Raw genomic sequence first — 15,746 nt, 5'->3', positions numbered from 1 at the left:
CATGGTTTTAATTCCACCAATAATGTCTACTTTTTACATAAAAATTAGACATTAAAAGGCTCATTGCGCAGAATTTAAAGGGAAAAAGAGGTCTGATAGTGATCTACAAATCAATAGCGGAAAGGCTAAGAATCCGGCTCAATTCATCTGATTACAACATTGGCAGCCCATTACCTGGTGAACAGAAACTGGCAGAAGAGTTTGGCGTCGCGCGCATGACGATCCGTAAAGCGACTGATTTACTGGTCGACTGGGGGCTGGTGGTACGTCGGCACGGCTCCGGGACCTATGTCGCCCGTAAAGACGTACATCATGAAACCACCAATCTGACCGGGCTGGCCGAAGTGCTGCGCCAGCAGGGTAAAGAGGTTATAAGTCAGGTATTAGTCTTCGAAGTCATGCCCGCCCCCCCGGCTATCGCCAGTCAGTTGCGGATACAAATTAATGAACGGATCTACTTCTCGCGCCGGGTGCGTTATGTTGAGGGCAAACCGCTAATGTTGGAAGACAGTTATATGCCGGTGAAGCTGTTCCGTAATCTGTCGCTGGTACATCTGGAGGGGTCAAAGTTTGACTACATTGAGAAGGAATGCGGGATAACGATCAGCGGTAACTACGAAACACTAACCCCGGTGCTGGCCGACAAGCAGCTGGCGCAGTCCATGAATGTACCGGAGCAGACGCCTCTGCTGCGCATTACCTCCCTTTCCTACAGCGACAGCGGCGAGTTTCTTAACTATTCAGTCATGTTCCGTAACGCCAGTGAGTATCAGGTGGACTACCATCTGCGCCGCGTCCATGCGGAAAATCCGTTAACCCATCCCCCAGAACAGCACCGCGAGTAGCTGCGGGGTAATAATGCGTAAGAACATCACCAGCGGATAGACGGTGGCGTAAGAGAGCGCCGCCGCGCCGCTGGTCGCATGCAGGTTATTAGCAAACGCCAGTGCAGGCGGATCGGTCATTGAGCCGGCCAGCATGCCGCACAGCGTCAGGTAATTCATCTTCGCCAACATACGCGCCAGAATGCCGACGGTCAGCAGCGGTATTGCCGTGATAAAGATACCGTAGACAATCCAGCGCATACCGTCGCCTTCAATTAGCGTCGCCACAAAGTCGCCGCCGGATTTCAGCCCAACCACCGCCAGGAATAGCACAATGCCAAGCTCGCGTAGCGCAAGGTTAGCACTGGGCGGCATAAACCAGTACAGCTTACCGATACTGCCAATCCGCCCGAGGATCAGCGCCATAATCAGCGGCCCGCCCGCCAGCCCCAGTTTCAGCGCCACCGGAAACCCCGGAATAAACAGGGGGATCGATCCCAACAGCACGCCTGAACCGATACCAATAAACACAGGTAGCATCTGCACCTGCTGCAGTTTTTGCTGGACGTTGCCAAGCTCGGCGGCAACGGCGTCAATCGCCTCCGGGCGACCGACCAGGTTAAGAATATCGCCAAACTGCAGACTGGAATGGCTGCTGGCGACCAACTCAACCCCGGCACGATTAAGGCGCGAGATCACCACGTCATAGCGCTGTTTAAAGTGCAAATCGCGAATTTTTTTGCCTAACACTTTCTCGTTGGTGACCACGACACGCTCAACTTTCAGATCGGTACCGCGGGTCGAGAGCGAAGTGGAGACTTCTTTACCAATGACCAGTTGGGCGTTATGCAAATCCTCTGGTCTCCCAACCATATGGAGCAGGTCGCCTAGCTGAATCAGGGTAGTCGGCGACGGCACCATTAACATGTCCTCACGCTTGAGACGCGAACAAATCAGCTTGTCGCTGTTAAGCAACGGTACATCCTGAATCGCCATATTGTTCAGATTGGGATTTTCCACCCGCACGTTGATAGTCTGGAGATGCACATGACCATTGCCGCTGTTCTTATCAAATTGCTGAGCTTCATTTTCAACGTTGACCCGAAAAAACAGCCGTACCAGCCACATCGTCAGCAAAATACCGCAGATACCGAACGGATAGGCCATCGCATAGCTCATCCCCATCTGGTCGACGGTATCAAGCGGCACGCCAAGATCGCGCAGGATCTGCTGCCCGGCGCCCAGCGCCGGCGTATTGGTTACCGCGCCGGAGAAAATACCGAGCACCACAGGAAGAGGAATATCAAACAATTTATGCAGGACCGCCGTCACCAGACCGCCGAGAATAACAATTAAAATCGCGAAAAGATTAAGCCGTAAACCGGAAACCCGCAGCGAAGCGAAAAAGCCCGGACCAACCTGAATACCGATGGTATATACGAAGAGAATCAGGCCAAATTCCTGAATAAAATGCAGCATCGGGCCGCTGAGCGCAACGCCTGCCTGGTCCACAAAGTGACCGACGATAATTCCGCCAAACAGCACGCCACCGATACCAAAGCCGACACCGCGCACTTTCACATTGCCGATCCACAATCCGACTACCGCCACCAGCGCCAATACGCTCACAGTCAATGCTATGTCACTCATCGTCTATTCCCTGTGAATAACATTACGAACAAAGAGGAGTATGACTGCTAGCTGACAGGCTGTATGCCGCCTGGCGCACAATAATCACGGCATTAAATTAAATAACAAATCTGTATAAGATGCTGCGTTCGCATTTATTCCGGGTATCGGGAGACGTTTGATATAACCTGTAATATCTAACATATCAATAGGTTAAACATCAACCAAAGCACCGTTGGGCAATTCCTGAAGAACGCACTATGTCAGCAATCTGAACAATGCTTTCTCAATCACATAAAAAAAGCCCCGAAAAATCGGGGCTAATAACTGGTCGCTTAATTAGCGAGTTAACGCGGGACGTGCGCTGATAGCAATGCGCTGCGGTGCTATCTGTTCTGGCTCATTACGGGTCAAATCAATATGCAAAAGGCCATTGGTAAAGGTTGCCCCGGTCACCTCCATATTTTCGGCAAGTGTAAAGCTCAGGCTAAATGCCTGGTTAACCAGTCCCTGATGCAGCCATTTTGTCTCTTTTTCCGGTTGCTGAGGCGTACCTTTTACCGTCAAACGTGTGCCTTCCAGCTGAATTTCTAGATCTTCCTGACGAAAACCAGCCAGCGCAAGCGTAATGCGATAGTGGTTATCATCGCTTTTTTCGATGTTATAAGGTGGGAAGCTCTGGCTTTCATCGGCGGTTTGCAAGGCATTGGCCAGTTTGTCAAAACCGATCCATTGACGCAGCAATGGGGATAAATCGTAGTTACGCATAGTATTTCTCCTTCTAAGAAGCGAGTAGATATCTGCAAATTCCGTGGATTTGCATTGCCCCCTGACGGCAGGCAATTTTTAGGGTAAATACCCTAATTAGTTGATTTCGATACGACGCGGTTTATTCGCTTCAGGAATAACGCGCTCCAGATCGATATACAGCAGACCGTTTACCAGGTTGGCGCCGCGAATATGTATATTTTCCGCAAGCTGGAATTTACGCTCGAAATTGCGCTCGGCAATTCCCTGATACAAATATGTGCGCTCTTTCTGCTCTGCAGCATGGGCGCCTTTCACAATGAGCAGATTATCCTGGGCGGTAATTTCCAGTTCACTCTCGGCAAACCCGGCAACGGCAATCGCGATGCGGTAGTTGTTCTCGTCTACTAACTCAACGTTATACGGAGGATAGCCGCCATTACTCTGACTTTGATTATTTTCCAACAGATTAAAAAGACGATCGAAACCGATAGCAGAACGATATAATGGGGAGAGATCGAAATTACGCATAATACTTAGCTCCTGAAATCAGCGAGATTTATCTGGCCCTCCATACTGGACAGGCCGTTATTCACCGGAATACCCATTCGGCATATTCTCAACGGTTTACACTCTTAAAATGGGTATATCCCTGTTTTTTTCAAGGCGAAGACAGCGATTTTTTTTGCAGTTTGCAATCTATTGCTTAGACTGAAGTGACAGCACCAAAGGCAAAGTGCGATGCTTGCCACAGTGCGGCGCAATAACACTATGCATCCATGGAATGGCCCGATATAACCGATAGAAAGTTATATCAACGCCCGTAACGATGACGGAAGAATGATGAAAAGCAGTCTGGTAAAGCTAATCCTGTTTAGCGGGATAATAAGTTTGGGTGGTTGCTCCAGCGTCATGTCACATACCGGCGGCAAAGAAGGAACCTACCCAGGGACCCGTTCCAGTGCGCAAATGCTGGGCGATGACAATACCAGTTTGGGCGTCAAGTCTCTGGTTGCACTGGATATGCCGTTCACCGCCGTAATGGATACGCTCTTGCTGCCGTGGGATATGTTCCGTACCGATAGCTCAGTCAAATCCCGTGTGGAAAAGAGCGAGAAAGAGACGCTGGCGACCAATTCATTGATCCCACCCGCGCCAATGCCTAATCCTTAATGCCGTGCCCCGTTGCGGTTACCAATAGCTGCCGGTAACCGTCCACCTCCTCCATCCAGGCCACCTGTTTACCGTCTGGCGAAAAGACGACCGCATCCGCCGATGGAGGATTATTGTGTCCGACAGTTAAAAAGGTGATTTCTCCACTCTGCCCGTCGCACAGCGCGATGCGGTTTTCCAACACAAAACCGAGCAATTTTCCCGACGGGTGCCAGTTAAACGCCGACTGGATGTCTGAGTGATTGTAAGTTAGCTGCCGCATTTCTCCCCCCGGCACCGAAACCAGCCATAGCTGAACCACGCCGCTATCATCACGCATCAGAAAGGCAATTTCTGATGCCTGTGGATTAGCACGTACCCAGTGGCGTGGCATATTCACCAGTCCAGGATAACGGCGTTGATGAGTAAAGGTTAAGCGACGCTGAATCACGCCAGCCGGAGGGGCGGGCATTGTGGCATCAGTGCCTGCCAGCGGCGCATCTCCCTGCCGCTTCCAGCCCTGTTCACTTTTCGGAAGTTCGACAAGAAAAAGCTCCGGTACTTTATCGCCTTTTATCGATAGCGTATCGCCAATAAACGCCAGCGCATGATCGCCCACCCAGCCCTCTTCGTAGGCGCGGTTAATGTCATCGCTGCCCGGCCGTGGCGCCGGCGTGGTCTGGCTCACTAACACGCACCAGTGGCTGCCGCTGTACTCCCGAGGATGCTGAACCGCCACCGTAACCGGGCCATACGGCACCGCAACGCCGACGTTGCGCAAGTCCAGCGCCGGATCGCGCTCACGCAGTACATGATCGTTATAGGTGAAGCTGACACGCTCGCCGTTCGGACTGAACACATGCACATGGCTGCCGCCGCGCAGCGCGCCGGGCGTATACGGCACGGTGATGTCCATTGCATCCAGATTCGTCACGCAGTTTTGTGCCGCTATCACGCCGCGACGATGGTGGAAATCATAATGCCACGTCTCGTCCGGGTTCTCCGGGCCATGAATGAACACATAGCGATCGTCTTGTGGATGAACGGTCACCACGCCAACGTGCGCGCCCTGCGTAGCGCGATAAATGACCTCAATCTCGCCAGTCCGTACGTTGACGCGCTCAATCGTCTCACCGGTAAACGAGGCGCCTGACGGACGCACATCAAAAACCAGCCACTGGCTGTCCGCCGTCCAGGTGTTGGTATTCGTAAGCTGATGATGACGCGAAGCGAAAGTGATTTGTTTCATATCGGGTTAAACTCTGAAGCGTATATAGCGCTTCAGAGTAGTTGAACCGCCGAAAAATGGCTATGGTCCGAATGCAGGGACAGGGGTAACTAATATCCTTTTCATTACCTAATCGTGATAAACACAGATGAGATAATGAACCAGATCGTTTAATTTAATACATATTTCTCAATTGCGTATGCCACGCCGTCTTCCAGGTTGGATTTGGTGACAAAATTGGCCACCTCTTTCACCGACGGAATCGCGTTGTCCATCGCCACACCCATGCCTGCATATTCGATCATCGCGATGTCGTTTTCCTGATCGCCAATCGCCATGATTTCTTCCGGCTTGATCCCCAGCGCATCGGCCAGCGACTTCACGCCAGTGCCTTTATTGACGCGTTTATCCAGGATTTCGAGGAAGTACGGCGCACTTTTTAGCACGGTATATTTCTCTTTTACTTCCGCCGGAATACGCGCAATGGCCCGATCAAGGATGACGGGTTCATCAATCATCATCACTTTCAGGAACTGCGTTGCCGGGTCCATTTTCTCCGCTTCACAGAACACCAGCGGAATGGTGGCGACATAGGATTCATGTACGGTGTAGTAGCTGATATCACGGTTTGCGGTGTACAGCGTGTTGCGATCCAGCGCGTGGAAGTGTGAGCCGACTTCGCGGGACAACTTCTCCAGAAAGCGGTAATCGTCATAGCTCAGCGCCGTTTGCGCAACGGTACTGCCATCGCCCGCTTTCTGCACCAGCGCGCCATTGTAGGTGATGCAGTAGTCACCGGGTTGTTCCATGTGAAGCTCTTTCAGATAGCTATGGACACCCGCATACGGACGGCCAGTGGTCAGCACCACGTTAACGCCACGGGCGCGCGCGGTGGCAATCGCCGTTTTTACCGCAGGTGAAATGGTATGATCGGGCAGCAAAAGGGTGCCATCCATATCGATAGCAATGAGTTTGATAGCCATGAGTTCCCCGGATTAAATAAGTCCGTCCTCATGCTAACGCGATTCCGCTCAAAAAACAGCATATTAAAGAGGATAGTAAATGGCGGTGTTTTCCCCTTTTCTTAATAAATTTAAAGAAGGTAAGATGGAAAATAACCTTATATTTTCAGGAGATGCGCATTTATGGATTTCGCCACTCTGGATACCATGCGCACGAACCATCCGGCATGGAAACTTTTACGAGCAGATTCAGCAGCGTTAATTGCCAGCTTTCTGTGGCAGGCTTTTTCTTTGCCGAACGCCCGCAGTATTCCTCAGGAAGAGTTAACGGAAAAACTGGAAGATACGCTCTATATCTTACGTCAGCAGTATGGCGATAACTTTTATCCTCGTCCTGCGCGGGATTATCTTAATGACTGGGCAGCGCCTGAACGGGGATGGCTACGTAAGTTTTATCCGCCCGGCGATGACACGCCCTGGTTTGACCTGACGCCAGCGACCGAAAAGGCGCTGAGCTGGCTGGATAAACTGAGTGACTCTGCTTTTATCGGTACAGAATCCAGACTGGTGACATTGTTTGAGCTACTCAAGCAAGTTATCTCCGGGAGTGAAAATAATCCGCAATTACGCATTCAGGAACTCGAACAGCAGCGCGACAATATTGACGCCGAAATAGCTGCAATCCGCAAGGGTAAACTGACGCTGTTAGACAGCACCGCGCAAAAAGAACGTTTCCAACAGATCGTACATTTATCCCGAGAACTCCTCTCTGATTTCCGCCAGGTTGAGCATAATTTTCGTCAGCTTGACCGCAATGTTCGTGAGCGCATTGCATTATGGAACGGCACGAAAGGCGATCTGTTGACGCAAGTGCTTGGCGAACGTGACGCGATAACCGAATCAGATCAAGGACGTAGTTTTCGCGCTTTCTGGGATTTTTTGATGTCGCAAACGAGACAGGAAGAGTTATCCCGTTTACTGGAAAAATTACTCTCCCTTGATGCCATTGCCGAAACACACCCCGACCATCGCTTTAAACGCATTCATTATGACTGGCTGGAAGCTGGAGAAAATACACAGCGTACCGTGGCACAACTTTCGCAACAGTTACGTCGTTTTCTTGACGATCAAGCCTGGCTGGAGAATAAGCGAATTATGGAAATTTTGCATAATATTGAGCACCACGCTGTCGCCCTCAAATCACTGCCACCCGAAGGCGACATAATGAATATTAGCGATCCCCAGCCACAGATTATATTACCTTGCGAACGTCCGCTTTATACCCCTCCAGTAAAAACCAAAATTATTCAGCAAGTACTGGAACAAGGCGACGAGTCAATAGATATTGATATCCTGTTTTCACAAATCACGATTGATAAATCCCGTTTATTACACAATATTCGCAAGGTGTTACAAACACGTTCACAAATCAGTTTACAAGCGTTGCTATCCCTGTATCCCTTGCAACAAGGGCTTGCTGAACTGGTCACTTATATTCAGCTCGCCAGTGAATCAACAACTGCCACTTTTGATGAAAGCAGCAGCGAGACCGTATATTGGCTCACTGCTTCAGGTGAAAAAAAGGCGGCGCACATTAACACCGTTATTTTTACCCGTACAAAGGAGGCAGGCCATGGAGCAGAATGAGTCGCAAATTTCACACGACAGCGCGCTTTCGACGCTGATTATCTCGCTGTTGAAAGGCGTGGTGTATCAGGAGAACGATCCGCATCTCTGGGGCGCGCTGTTGCGTTTACAAATTCAGGTTCGTGATTATTGCCGGGTGATGAACCTGGAACTTCATCTGGACGAAGCAGAAGGTTATGCTTTTTTGCGCTCAGCGCCTGATAATGTCGACGATGAATCCGTTCCTCGCCTGATTTCCCGCCGCCCTTTGTCCTTTCCTGTCAGCTTGCTACTGGCGCTATTACGCAAAAAAATGGCGGAATTTGACGCCAGCGGGAGCGAAACCCGTTTGATTATGACGCAAGAACAGATTGTTGATTTGATGCGAGTCTTCACAACTGAAAGCACCAATGAAGCGCGTCTGGTTGATCAGATTGGGCGCCATATCAATAAAATTGCGGAAATGGGATTTCTGCGTCCTTTACGTAACCAAAATCAAACATGGGAAGTACGGCGTATTTTGAAAGCTTTTGTTGACGCACAGTGGTTATCTGATTTTGATACGCGCTTGCAGGCCTATAACCAGCATCTCAGGGGAGATAATCATGACTGATGCACTGGAGCTTGATTTCAGCAGTGACGAATCTTCCGCTGGTTTTCGCCTTGAGCGACTGGAAATTTTTAACTGGGGGACCTTCAACAACCAGGTGTGGACCTTTAACCTACAGGGAAAAAATGCGCTTCTCACCGGGGATATTGGCTCAGGAAAATCAACCCTGGTGGATGCGGTAACCACATTACTGGTGCCAGCTCACCGCATCGCCTACAACAAAGCGGCAGGCGCAGAAAACAAAGAGCGTTCGTTGCGTTCATATGTTCTGGGATACTACAAATCGGAGCGGCTGGAAAACAGCATGGGTGGAAAACCCGTCGCGCTCCGCGACCATAGAAACTATTCCGTAATTCTCGGTGTTTTTCATAATCAAGGATTTAGCCAAACCGTTACTCTGGCACAGGTATTTTCGTTAAAAGAACCTGCCGGAAAGCCGGTAACTTTTTATGTCGCGTCAGAGGGTGAACTCACCATCGCCAGGGATTTTTCCGGCTTCGGCTCTGATATTAATAATCTACGAAAAAAACTACGTAAAAATAACGCGGAAATATTTGATTCATTTCCACCTTATGGCACCTGGTTCCGGCGGCGCTTCGGTATTAATAATGAGCAGGCGCTGGAGCTGTTTCACCAGACCGTATCGATGAAATCGGTTGGTAATCTCACTGATTTTGTGCGTAGCCATATGCTGGAACCTTTTGATATGGCTCAGCGAATTAAACATCTGATTGAACATTTTGAAGATCTTAATCGCGCCCATGAATCGATTCTGAAAGCCCGTCGACAGATTGAACACTTAACTCCGCTCGTTGCTGAGTGCGACAGGCATACGCTATTACTTCAGGAAACAGAAAACATGCGCGTCTGTCGCGATGCCCTGGCAGGCTGGTTTGCGCGGCTGAAACAAGCACTGCTTGAAAAAAGGCTGACAAACCTCAGGGATGAGCTACAGCGCTATACAAACACTCTCACGATAACCGCTGAACAATTACAACAAAAACGAAATCAGGAAAGGCAGTTACGCACTGATATTGCGGCAAATGGCGGCGATCGCCTTGAACAATTGCGCCTGGAAATAGCCCATCGTGAGCAGGAGAAGAATCGGCGTCTGAAAGCGGCGGAAAACTATAACGCGCTGTTAGGAAAAATTAATCTTGCGCCGGTTAAAGATCATGACGAATGGCTGGCGACACGACAGCTTCTGCAAAATAACGCCGATGAGATTGCCGATCGCGAAGCCGAATTACAGCAGCAAAAAAACGACCTGCATGTCGCCTTTTCCCATAAACGCGAAACACACCAGCAACTCAATGCAGAAATAGACAATCTTCGTTTACGCCGCAGTAATATTGAAGTACGACAAATTCAATTACGCGCCGCTATCTGCGAGGCGCTCCGATTCTCCGAAGAACGTCTTCCCTTTGTTGGTGAGTTACTTGCTGTTCGCGAAGAAGAAAAAGCATGGGAAGGCGCGGCAGAGCGTCTTTTACGTGGCTTTGGCCTCTCTATTCTGGTTGCCGACGAGGACTATCAGCAGGTCGCTCAGTGGGTTGAAAATAATCATCTTCACGGTCGGTTAAGTTATTTCAGAGTGCATGTCAGTTCGCATCACACGCCCGTCTCTCCGGTTCCCGGCGCGCTGAGTGAAAAGCTACAAATCAAACCCAATACAGGCTGGTATGACTGGCTGGAAAGAAGGCTACATCAACAATTTAACCATGCTTGTTGCGAAACGTTGGAACAATTCCGCCGGGAAAATAAGGCGATTACCCGCAGCGGTCAGATAAAATCACCGGGCGAGCGCCACGAAAAAGATGACCGTCATGATATTAACGACCGTAGCCGCTTTATCCTCGGCTGGAGTAACAAGGAGAAAATCGCCGTCCTGCTGAAACTGGCGCAAAACCTTGAGCAAGAGCTTGCGGAACTCGGTGGAAAATTAGCCGCTGTTGATGAAAAGCTCAGAAATTTGCAACAACAGCGCGATATTTATAATCGTCTCAGCGAACATAACGATTATCAAGCCATGAACTGGCAGCCGCAGGCTCAGGAAATTGCCCGAATGGAAGCGGAAAAACGCGAGCTTGAGGCAGCATCCGATCAACTGGCAGTCCTGAACCAACGTCTGGATGATGTTCTGAAGGAAATTCAGTCTCTTGAGACGACTCATGCGGATAAAATCGATCTGCGTGGGCGCACACAGGAAAAAATAGAACGCGCGGAAGAGAGCTTGCTGGAAGCGGAATCCGTACAAAAAATGGCAAATGAAGGGGGAATGGCGCAATATTATCCGCAACTGGAACAGTGGCGTGAAGAAGCGCTCCCCGGGAGGCAAATCAGCGTTGAGTCCTGCGATAATTGCCAGCAGGAGATGCGGGGTTGGTTGCAGGATAAAATTGACAGCGAAGATAAAAAACTGGTCCGCTCCCGCGACAAAATCATTAACAGGATGGCAGAGTATAATCACCAGTTCTCCCTGGAGACACAGGATATTGATACCAGTCTCGAATCCGCCGAGGAATATCGTCAGATGCTGAATGCGTTGCAAGCCGACGATCTCCCGCGTTTCGAAGCACGTTTTAAGCAACTGCTCAACGAAAACACCATCAATGATATCGCAGGCTTTCAGAGCCAGCTCAACCGGGAAAGAGAGACGATTAAAGAACGAATCGAGAAGATTAACGACTCCCTGGTCCCCGTTGATTACAATCCTGGACGCTATATTTCTTTGGTGGCCCAACTGAGCACCGATGCGGATATTCGTGATTTTCAGAGTGAGCTACGCGTCTGCACGGAAGGCGCATTGACGGGCTCCGAAGATGAGCAGTATTCAGAAGATAAGTTCTTACAGGTAAAACGTATCATTGAACGTTTCCGTGGGCGCGAGGGATTAAGCGATCAGGACAAACGCTGGACCGCAAAAGTGACGGATGTGCGCAACTGGTTCACCTTCTCCGCCTCCGAGCGTTGGCGGGAGGATGATAGCGAGCATGAACATTATTCAGATTCCGGTGGTAAATCCGGCGGGCAAAAAGAGAAACTGGCCTATACCATTCTCGCCGCCAGCCTGGCTTATCAGTTCGGCCTTGAATGGGGAGAGAAACGCTCACGCTCGTTCCGTTTCGTGGTGATTGATGAGGCGTTTGGTCGAGGTTCCGACGAATCCGCTCAGTATGGGCTGGAGCTTTTTAAGCGCTTAAATCTGCAGTTACTCATCGTCACGCCGCTGCAAAAAATCCATATTATTGAGCCTTATGTGGCAAACGTAGGATTTGTTCATAACGAGGCAGGGAAAATTTCGCGTCTGCGTAATATCAGCATTGACGCCTATCAGCAGGAAAAAGTAGAGAAAAGGCATGAGCTGGACAACGCCTGAAGCGCTCAAAACGCAGTTACGCAAACTGTGGGAAAAAGGCGTGCTGTTACGTGAGATAACCGAAGACAGCGGCTACTTTCCGCTGCGCCTGACCTGTAAAAAGCCGACCTCGGACGACCTTTCCTCACGTTTTAATGAGGTTCGTCAGTGGATTAGCTCACTGGCTCAGAGTGAAAAAAAGGGATTCCGGCTTGAATGGCGGGAAGTCCGCCATCGGGTGATCGGCGTCAACCGTTTGCCGGCAAAAATCTGGGTTGATTCCGCCGCCACGGCAATAAAAATACTCGGTTTGCACAAGCAGGCTGAAAAATATCGCTATCTGTACCAGCAAATTGTTTCTGCCCAACCCACGCTGCATAGCTGGCTGATAAAATATCCGTTACGCGTGCCAGAGCAAGACTGGGCACGGTTGCTGGCCATTATTGCCTGGCTGCAAGAGAACCCTCGCCCTGACATCTACTTACGACAGATCGATCTTCCTGACATCAACAGTAAATTTATCGAACAACATCGCGGTATCTTAACGGAATTACTCAATCTCACTTTGCAACCAGAGGCCATCGACCTGCAGGCGCGTGGCATTTCACAATTTAATCGCCGTTTTGGCTTTCGTGATAAGCCTCAGCGCGTCCGATACCGCCTCATTGACCAGCCAGATAGCGACCGGGAGATCGATAGCCGCGAATTCGCTTCCCTGGACTTAGCCGTTGTTGCCGTTTTTGTTATTGAAAACGAAATCAGTTTTTTGACTTTCTCAGGACCAGCAGGAAGTATGGTGATTTTTGGACGCGGGTACGGCTTTGATATGTTGTCATCCGCTCGCTGGATTTGTCACAAAAAACTCTATTACTGGGGAGATATTGATACCCACGGCTTTGCAATTCTTAGTCAGTTCCGTCAACTTTTCCCCCATACCCAAAGTTTTTTAATGGATGAAAATACCCTGCTAATGCACAGATCATCCTGGGTTGAAGAAGACAAGCCCTGCACACGGCTGTTATCCAACCTGACAGAGTCGGAGCAGCAGCTTTATCAGGCGCTGACAGAGAATCACTTTGGAGAGGGCGTTCGTCTGGAGCAGGAACATATTTCGCCGCGCTGGATAGAGCAGGCGCTGGAGGAACTATCCCCGACGGTACAACAACCGCCGGGGAGCATAGCTTAGATATCGATGTTTGCCGCTTTCAGGGCGTTCTCTTCGATAAAGGCGCGACGCGGTTCAACGGCGTCGCCCATCAGGGTAGTGAACAACTGATCGGCGGCAATCGCATCCTTGACGGTGACGCGCAGCATGCGGCGGCTGTCCGGGTCCATGGTGGTTTCCCACAGCTGCTCCGGGTTCATCTCGCCCAGACCTTTATAGCGCTGAATCGCAAGTCCTCGACGGGACTCTTTCACCAGCCACTCCAGCGCCTGCTCGAAGCTCGCTACCGGCTGACGGCGCTCGCCGCGTTCGATGAACGCATCGTCTTCGATCAGACCGCGCAGCGTCTCGCCGAGCGTGCAGATGCGACGGTATTCGCCACCGGTGACAAACTCGTGATCCAGCGGATAGTCGGTATCCACGCCGTGAGTACGCACGCGAACAATCGGTTCGAACTGCTGCAGTTCGGCGTTCTCGCGAACGTCGAACTTCCACTGGCTACCGTGCTGCTCTTTCTCGTTCAGTTCCGTAACCAGCGCGTTCACCCAACGGGTAATCGTCTGCTCGTTGCTAAGATCGGCTTCCGTCAGCGTCGGCTGATAAATGAGCTCTTTCAGCAGCGCTTTCGGGAAGCGGCGCTCCATACGGCCAATCATTTTTTGCGTGGCATTATACTCTGAGACCAGTCGTTCCAGCGGTTCACCAGCTAACGCCGGAGCGCTGGCGTTAGTATGCAGGGTCGCACCATCCAGAGCGATCGCAATCTGATACTGATCCATCGCTTCATCGTCTTTAATGTACTGTTCCTGCTTGCCTTTCTTCACTTTGTACAGCGGCGGCTGCGCAATGTAGACGTGACCGCGCTCGACGATTTCCGGCATCTGACGATAGAAGAAGGTCAACAGCAGCGTACGGATGTGCGAGCCATCGACGTCCGCATCGGTCATGATGATGATGCTGTGATAGCGCAGTTTATCCGGGTTGTACTCGTCACGACCGATGCCGCAGCCCAGTGCGGTGATCAGCGTCGCCACTTCCTGGGAAGAGAGCATCTTGTCGAAGCGCGCTTTCTCCACGTTGAGGATTTTACCCTTCAGCGGCAGAATCGCCTGGTTCTTGCGGTTACGACCCTGTTTAGCAGAGCCGCCCGCGGAGTCCCCTTCCACAAGGTACAGTTCAGACAGCGCCGGGTCGCGTTCCTGACAATCCGCCAGTTTACCCGGCAGACCCGCCAGATCCAGCGCACCTTTACGACGCGTCATTTCACGCGCACGACGCGCTGCTTCACGCGCACGCGCCGCATCGATAATTTTGCCGACCACGATTTTGGCGTCGGACGGGTTTTCCAGCAGGTATTCGCTCAGCAGCTCGTTCATCTGCTGTTCCACCGCCGATTTCACCTCGGAAGAGACCAGTTTATCTTTGGTCTGGGAGGAGAATTTCGGGTCCGGCACCTTCACGGAAACCACGGCAATCAGGCCTTCACGCGCATCGTCGCCGGTGGCGCTGACTTTGGCTTTCTTGCTGTAGCCTTCTTTATCCATATAGGCGTTCAGGGTACGGGTCATCGCCGCACGGAAGCCTGCAAGGTGCGTACCGCCGTCACGCTGCGGAATGTTGTTGGTAAAGCAGTAGATGTTTTCCTGGAAACCGTCGTTCCACTGCAATGCCACTTCCACGCCGATACCGTCTTTTTCGGTGGAGAAGTAGAAGATATTCGGGTGGATCGGCGTTTTGTTCTTGTTGAGGTACTCAACAAACGCTTTGATGCCGCCTTCGTAGTGGAAATGGTCTTCTTTGCCGTCGCGCTTGTCTTTCAGACGAATAGAGACGCCGGAGTTCAGGAAGGACAGCTCACGCAGACGCTTAGCCAGAATTTCGTATTCAAATTCGGTGACGTTGGTGAAGGTTTCCAGGCTCGGCCAGAAACGCACCATCGTACCGGTTTTGTCAGTTTCGCCAGTCACCGCCAGCGGCGCCTGCGGTACGCCATGCTCATAGATCTGACGGTGGATTTTGTTATCACGCTGGATAACCAGCTCCAGCTTCTGGGACAGGGCGTTAACCACCGAAACACCCACGCCGTGCAGACCGCCAGAGACTTTATAGGAGTTATCGTCGAATTTACCGCCCGCGTGCAGCACGGTCATGATCACTTCCGCAGCAGAAACCCCCTCTTCCGGGTGAATACCCGTCGGAATACCGCGACCGTCATCCTGTACGGAGACGGAATTATCGCTGTGAATAGTGACCACGATGTCTTTACAGTAACCCGCGAGCGCTTCGTCGATAGCGTTATCCACAACCTCGAATACCATGTGGTGCAGGCCGGTGCCGTCATCCGTGTCGCCGATATACATACCCGGGCGCTTACGCACCGCATCCAGCCCTTTCAGGACTTTGATACTGGAGGAGTCATAAGAATTCGACATCAACGTTTCTCGC

At 51.0% G+C, this 15,746-nt stretch carries 12 protein-coding genes and 1 other annotated feature; of the genes, 6 read left to right on the top strand and 6 right to left on the bottom strand.

The genetic code is table 11. The features are described from left to right. Positions 1 to 98: 98 nt before the first annotated feature. The gene (locus FE839_RS11315; RefSeq protein ID WP_138360916.1) at positions 99 to 845 is read left to right on the top strand and encodes a GntR family transcriptional regulator; all 747 of its coding nucleotides are present in this window, start codon (positions 99 to 101) and stop codon (positions 843 to 845) included. Here the strand turns inward: FE839_RS11315 and FE839_RS11310 are convergent. From FE839_RS11310 to ibpA, 3 genes are all read right to left on the bottom strand, one after another. Beyond that, positions 813 to 2,474: a putative transporter gene (locus FE839_RS11310; protein WP_138360915.1), complete on the bottom strand. Its 1,662-nt coding sequence runs from the start codon at positions 2,472 to 2,474 to the stop codon at positions 813 to 815. The genes FE839_RS11315 and FE839_RS11310 overlap by 33 nt on opposite strands. A 318-nt stretch (positions 2,475 to 2,792) precedes the next feature. Continuing rightward, on the bottom strand, positions 2,793 to 3,221 hold the full coding sequence (gene ibpB / locus FE839_RS11305; protein WP_138360914.1) for a small heat shock chaperone IbpB: 429 nt from the start codon (positions 3,219 to 3,221) through the stop codon (positions 2,793 to 2,795). Between the two features lie 96 nt (positions 3,222 to 3,317). Continuing rightward, positions 3,318 to 3,731 carry a small heat shock chaperone IbpA gene (gene ibpA / locus FE839_RS11300; protein WP_004126917.1) on the bottom strand — a complete coding sequence of 138 codons (414 nt, stop codon included), beginning with the start codon at positions 3,729 to 3,731 and terminating at the stop codon, positions 3,318 to 3,320. Next, positions 3,725 to 3,800: a sequence feature (ROSE (Repression Of Heat Shock gene Expression) occurs in the 5'-region of heat shock genes and acts as an RNA thermometer to modulate expression.), on the bottom strand. It overlaps the preceding gene by 7 nt. Positions 3,801 to 4,043: 243 nt before the next feature. Between ibpA and FE839_RS11295 the strand changes: the two genes are divergently transcribed. Beyond that, positions 4,044 to 4,373, top strand: a complete 330-nt coding sequence (locus tag FE839_RS11295; RefSeq protein WP_171034869.1) for a YceK/YidQ family lipoprotein — start codon at positions 4,044 to 4,046, stop codon at positions 4,371 to 4,373. Here the strand turns inward: FE839_RS11295 and FE839_RS11290 are convergent. Together FE839_RS11290 and yidA are read right to left on the bottom strand one after the other, a co-directional pair. Then, on the bottom strand, positions 4,363 to 5,601 hold the full coding sequence (locus tag FE839_RS11290) for a YidR family protein (protein ID WP_138360912.1): 1,239 nt from the start codon (positions 5,599 to 5,601) through the stop codon (positions 4,363 to 4,365). The genes FE839_RS11295 and FE839_RS11290 overlap by 11 nt on opposite strands. A gap of 149 nt (positions 5,602 to 5,750) precedes the next feature. Next, positions 5,751 to 6,563 (bottom strand): sugar-phosphatase, encoded by an 813-nt coding sequence (gene yidA / locus FE839_RS11285; RefSeq protein WP_138360911.1) that lies wholly within the window; start codon positions 6,561 to 6,563, stop codon positions 5,751 to 5,753. Between the two features lie 162 nt (positions 6,564 to 6,725). Between yidA and FE839_RS11280 the strand changes: the two genes are divergently transcribed. The 4 genes from FE839_RS11280 to FE839_RS11265 are packed head-to-tail and all read left to right on the top strand — an operon-like array spanning position 6,726 to position 13,322. Further along, complete coding sequence (locus FE839_RS11280; protein ID WP_138360910.1) at positions 6,726 to 8,189, top strand: DUF3375 domain-containing protein; 1,464 nt, start codon at positions 6,726 to 6,728, stop codon at positions 8,187 to 8,189. Next, positions 8,176 to 8,781 carry a DUF4194 domain-containing protein gene (locus FE839_RS11275; RefSeq protein WP_138360909.1) on the top strand — a complete coding sequence of 202 codons (606 nt, stop codon included), beginning with the start codon at positions 8,176 to 8,178 and terminating at the stop codon, positions 8,779 to 8,781. The genes FE839_RS11280 and FE839_RS11275 overlap by 14 nt, the downstream gene beginning before the upstream one ends. After that, positions 8,774 to 12,157 (top strand): ATP-binding protein, encoded by a 3,384-nt coding sequence (locus FE839_RS11270; RefSeq protein WP_138360908.1) that lies wholly within the window; start codon positions 8,774 to 8,776, stop codon positions 12,155 to 12,157. Before FE839_RS11275 ends, FE839_RS11270 begins: the two co-directional genes overlap by 8 nt. After that, positions 12,138 to 13,322: a DUF3322 domain-containing protein gene (locus tag FE839_RS11265; protein WP_138360907.1), complete on the top strand. Its 1,185-nt coding sequence runs from the start codon at positions 12,138 to 12,140 to the stop codon at positions 13,320 to 13,322. The genes FE839_RS11270 and FE839_RS11265 overlap by 20 nt, the downstream gene beginning before the upstream one ends. Here the strand turns inward: FE839_RS11265 and gyrB are convergent. After that, positions 13,319 to 15,733: a DNA topoisomerase (ATP-hydrolyzing) subunit B gene (gene gyrB / locus FE839_RS11260; protein WP_138360906.1), complete on the bottom strand. Its 2,415-nt coding sequence runs from the start codon at positions 15,731 to 15,733 to the stop codon at positions 13,319 to 13,321. The two genes, FE839_RS11265 and gyrB, sit on opposite strands and share 4 nt — an antisense overlap. Between the last annotated feature and the right edge of the window lie 13 nt (positions 15,734 to 15,746).

The organism is Klebsiella indica (assembly GCF_005860775.1).
Classification (GTDB): domain Bacteria; phylum Pseudomonadota; class Gammaproteobacteria; order Enterobacterales; family Enterobacteriaceae; genus Klebsiella; species Klebsiella indica.
Note: the sequence above shows the minus strand (reverse complement) of the source record. Positions and strands in the feature narration are given on the sequence as shown.

Coding starts and splice junctions, on each gene's coding strand:
- FE839_RS11310 (WP_138360915.1), bottom strand. CDS start 2,474: ATGAGTGACATAGCATTGACTGTGAGCGTATTGGCGCTGGTGGCGGTA.
- ibpB (WP_138360914.1), bottom strand. CDS start 3,221: ATGCGTAACTACGATTTATCCCCATTGCTGCGTCAATGGATCGGTTTT.
- ibpA (WP_004126917.1), bottom strand. CDS start 3,731: ATGCGTAATTTCGATCTCTCCCCATTATATCGTTCTGCTATCGGTTTC.
- FE839_RS11295 (WP_171034869.1), top strand. CDS start 4,044: ATGAAAAGCAGTCTGGTAAAGCTAATCCTGTTTAGCGGGATAATAAGT.
- FE839_RS11290 (WP_138360912.1), bottom strand. CDS start 5,601: ATGAAACAAATCACTTTCGCTTCGCGTCATCATCAGCTTACGAATACC.
- yidA (WP_138360911.1), bottom strand. CDS start 6,563: ATGGCTATCAAACTCATTGCTATCGATATGGATGGCACCCTTTTGCTG.
- FE839_RS11280 (WP_138360910.1), top strand. CDS start 6,726: ATGGATTTCGCCACTCTGGATACCATGCGCACGAACCATCCGGCATGG.
- FE839_RS11275 (WP_138360909.1), top strand. CDS start 8,176: ATGGAGCAGAATGAGTCGCAAATTTCACACGACAGCGCGCTTTCGACG.
- FE839_RS11270 (WP_138360908.1), top strand. CDS start 8,774: ATGACTGATGCACTGGAGCTTGATTTCAGCAGTGACGAATCTTCCGCT.
- FE839_RS11265 (WP_138360907.1), top strand. CDS start 12,138: ATGAGCTGGACAACGCCTGAAGCGCTCAAAACGCAGTTACGCAAACTG.
- gyrB (WP_138360906.1), bottom strand. CDS start 15,733: ATGTCGAATTCTTATGACTCCTCCAGTATCAAAGTCCTGAAAGGGCTG.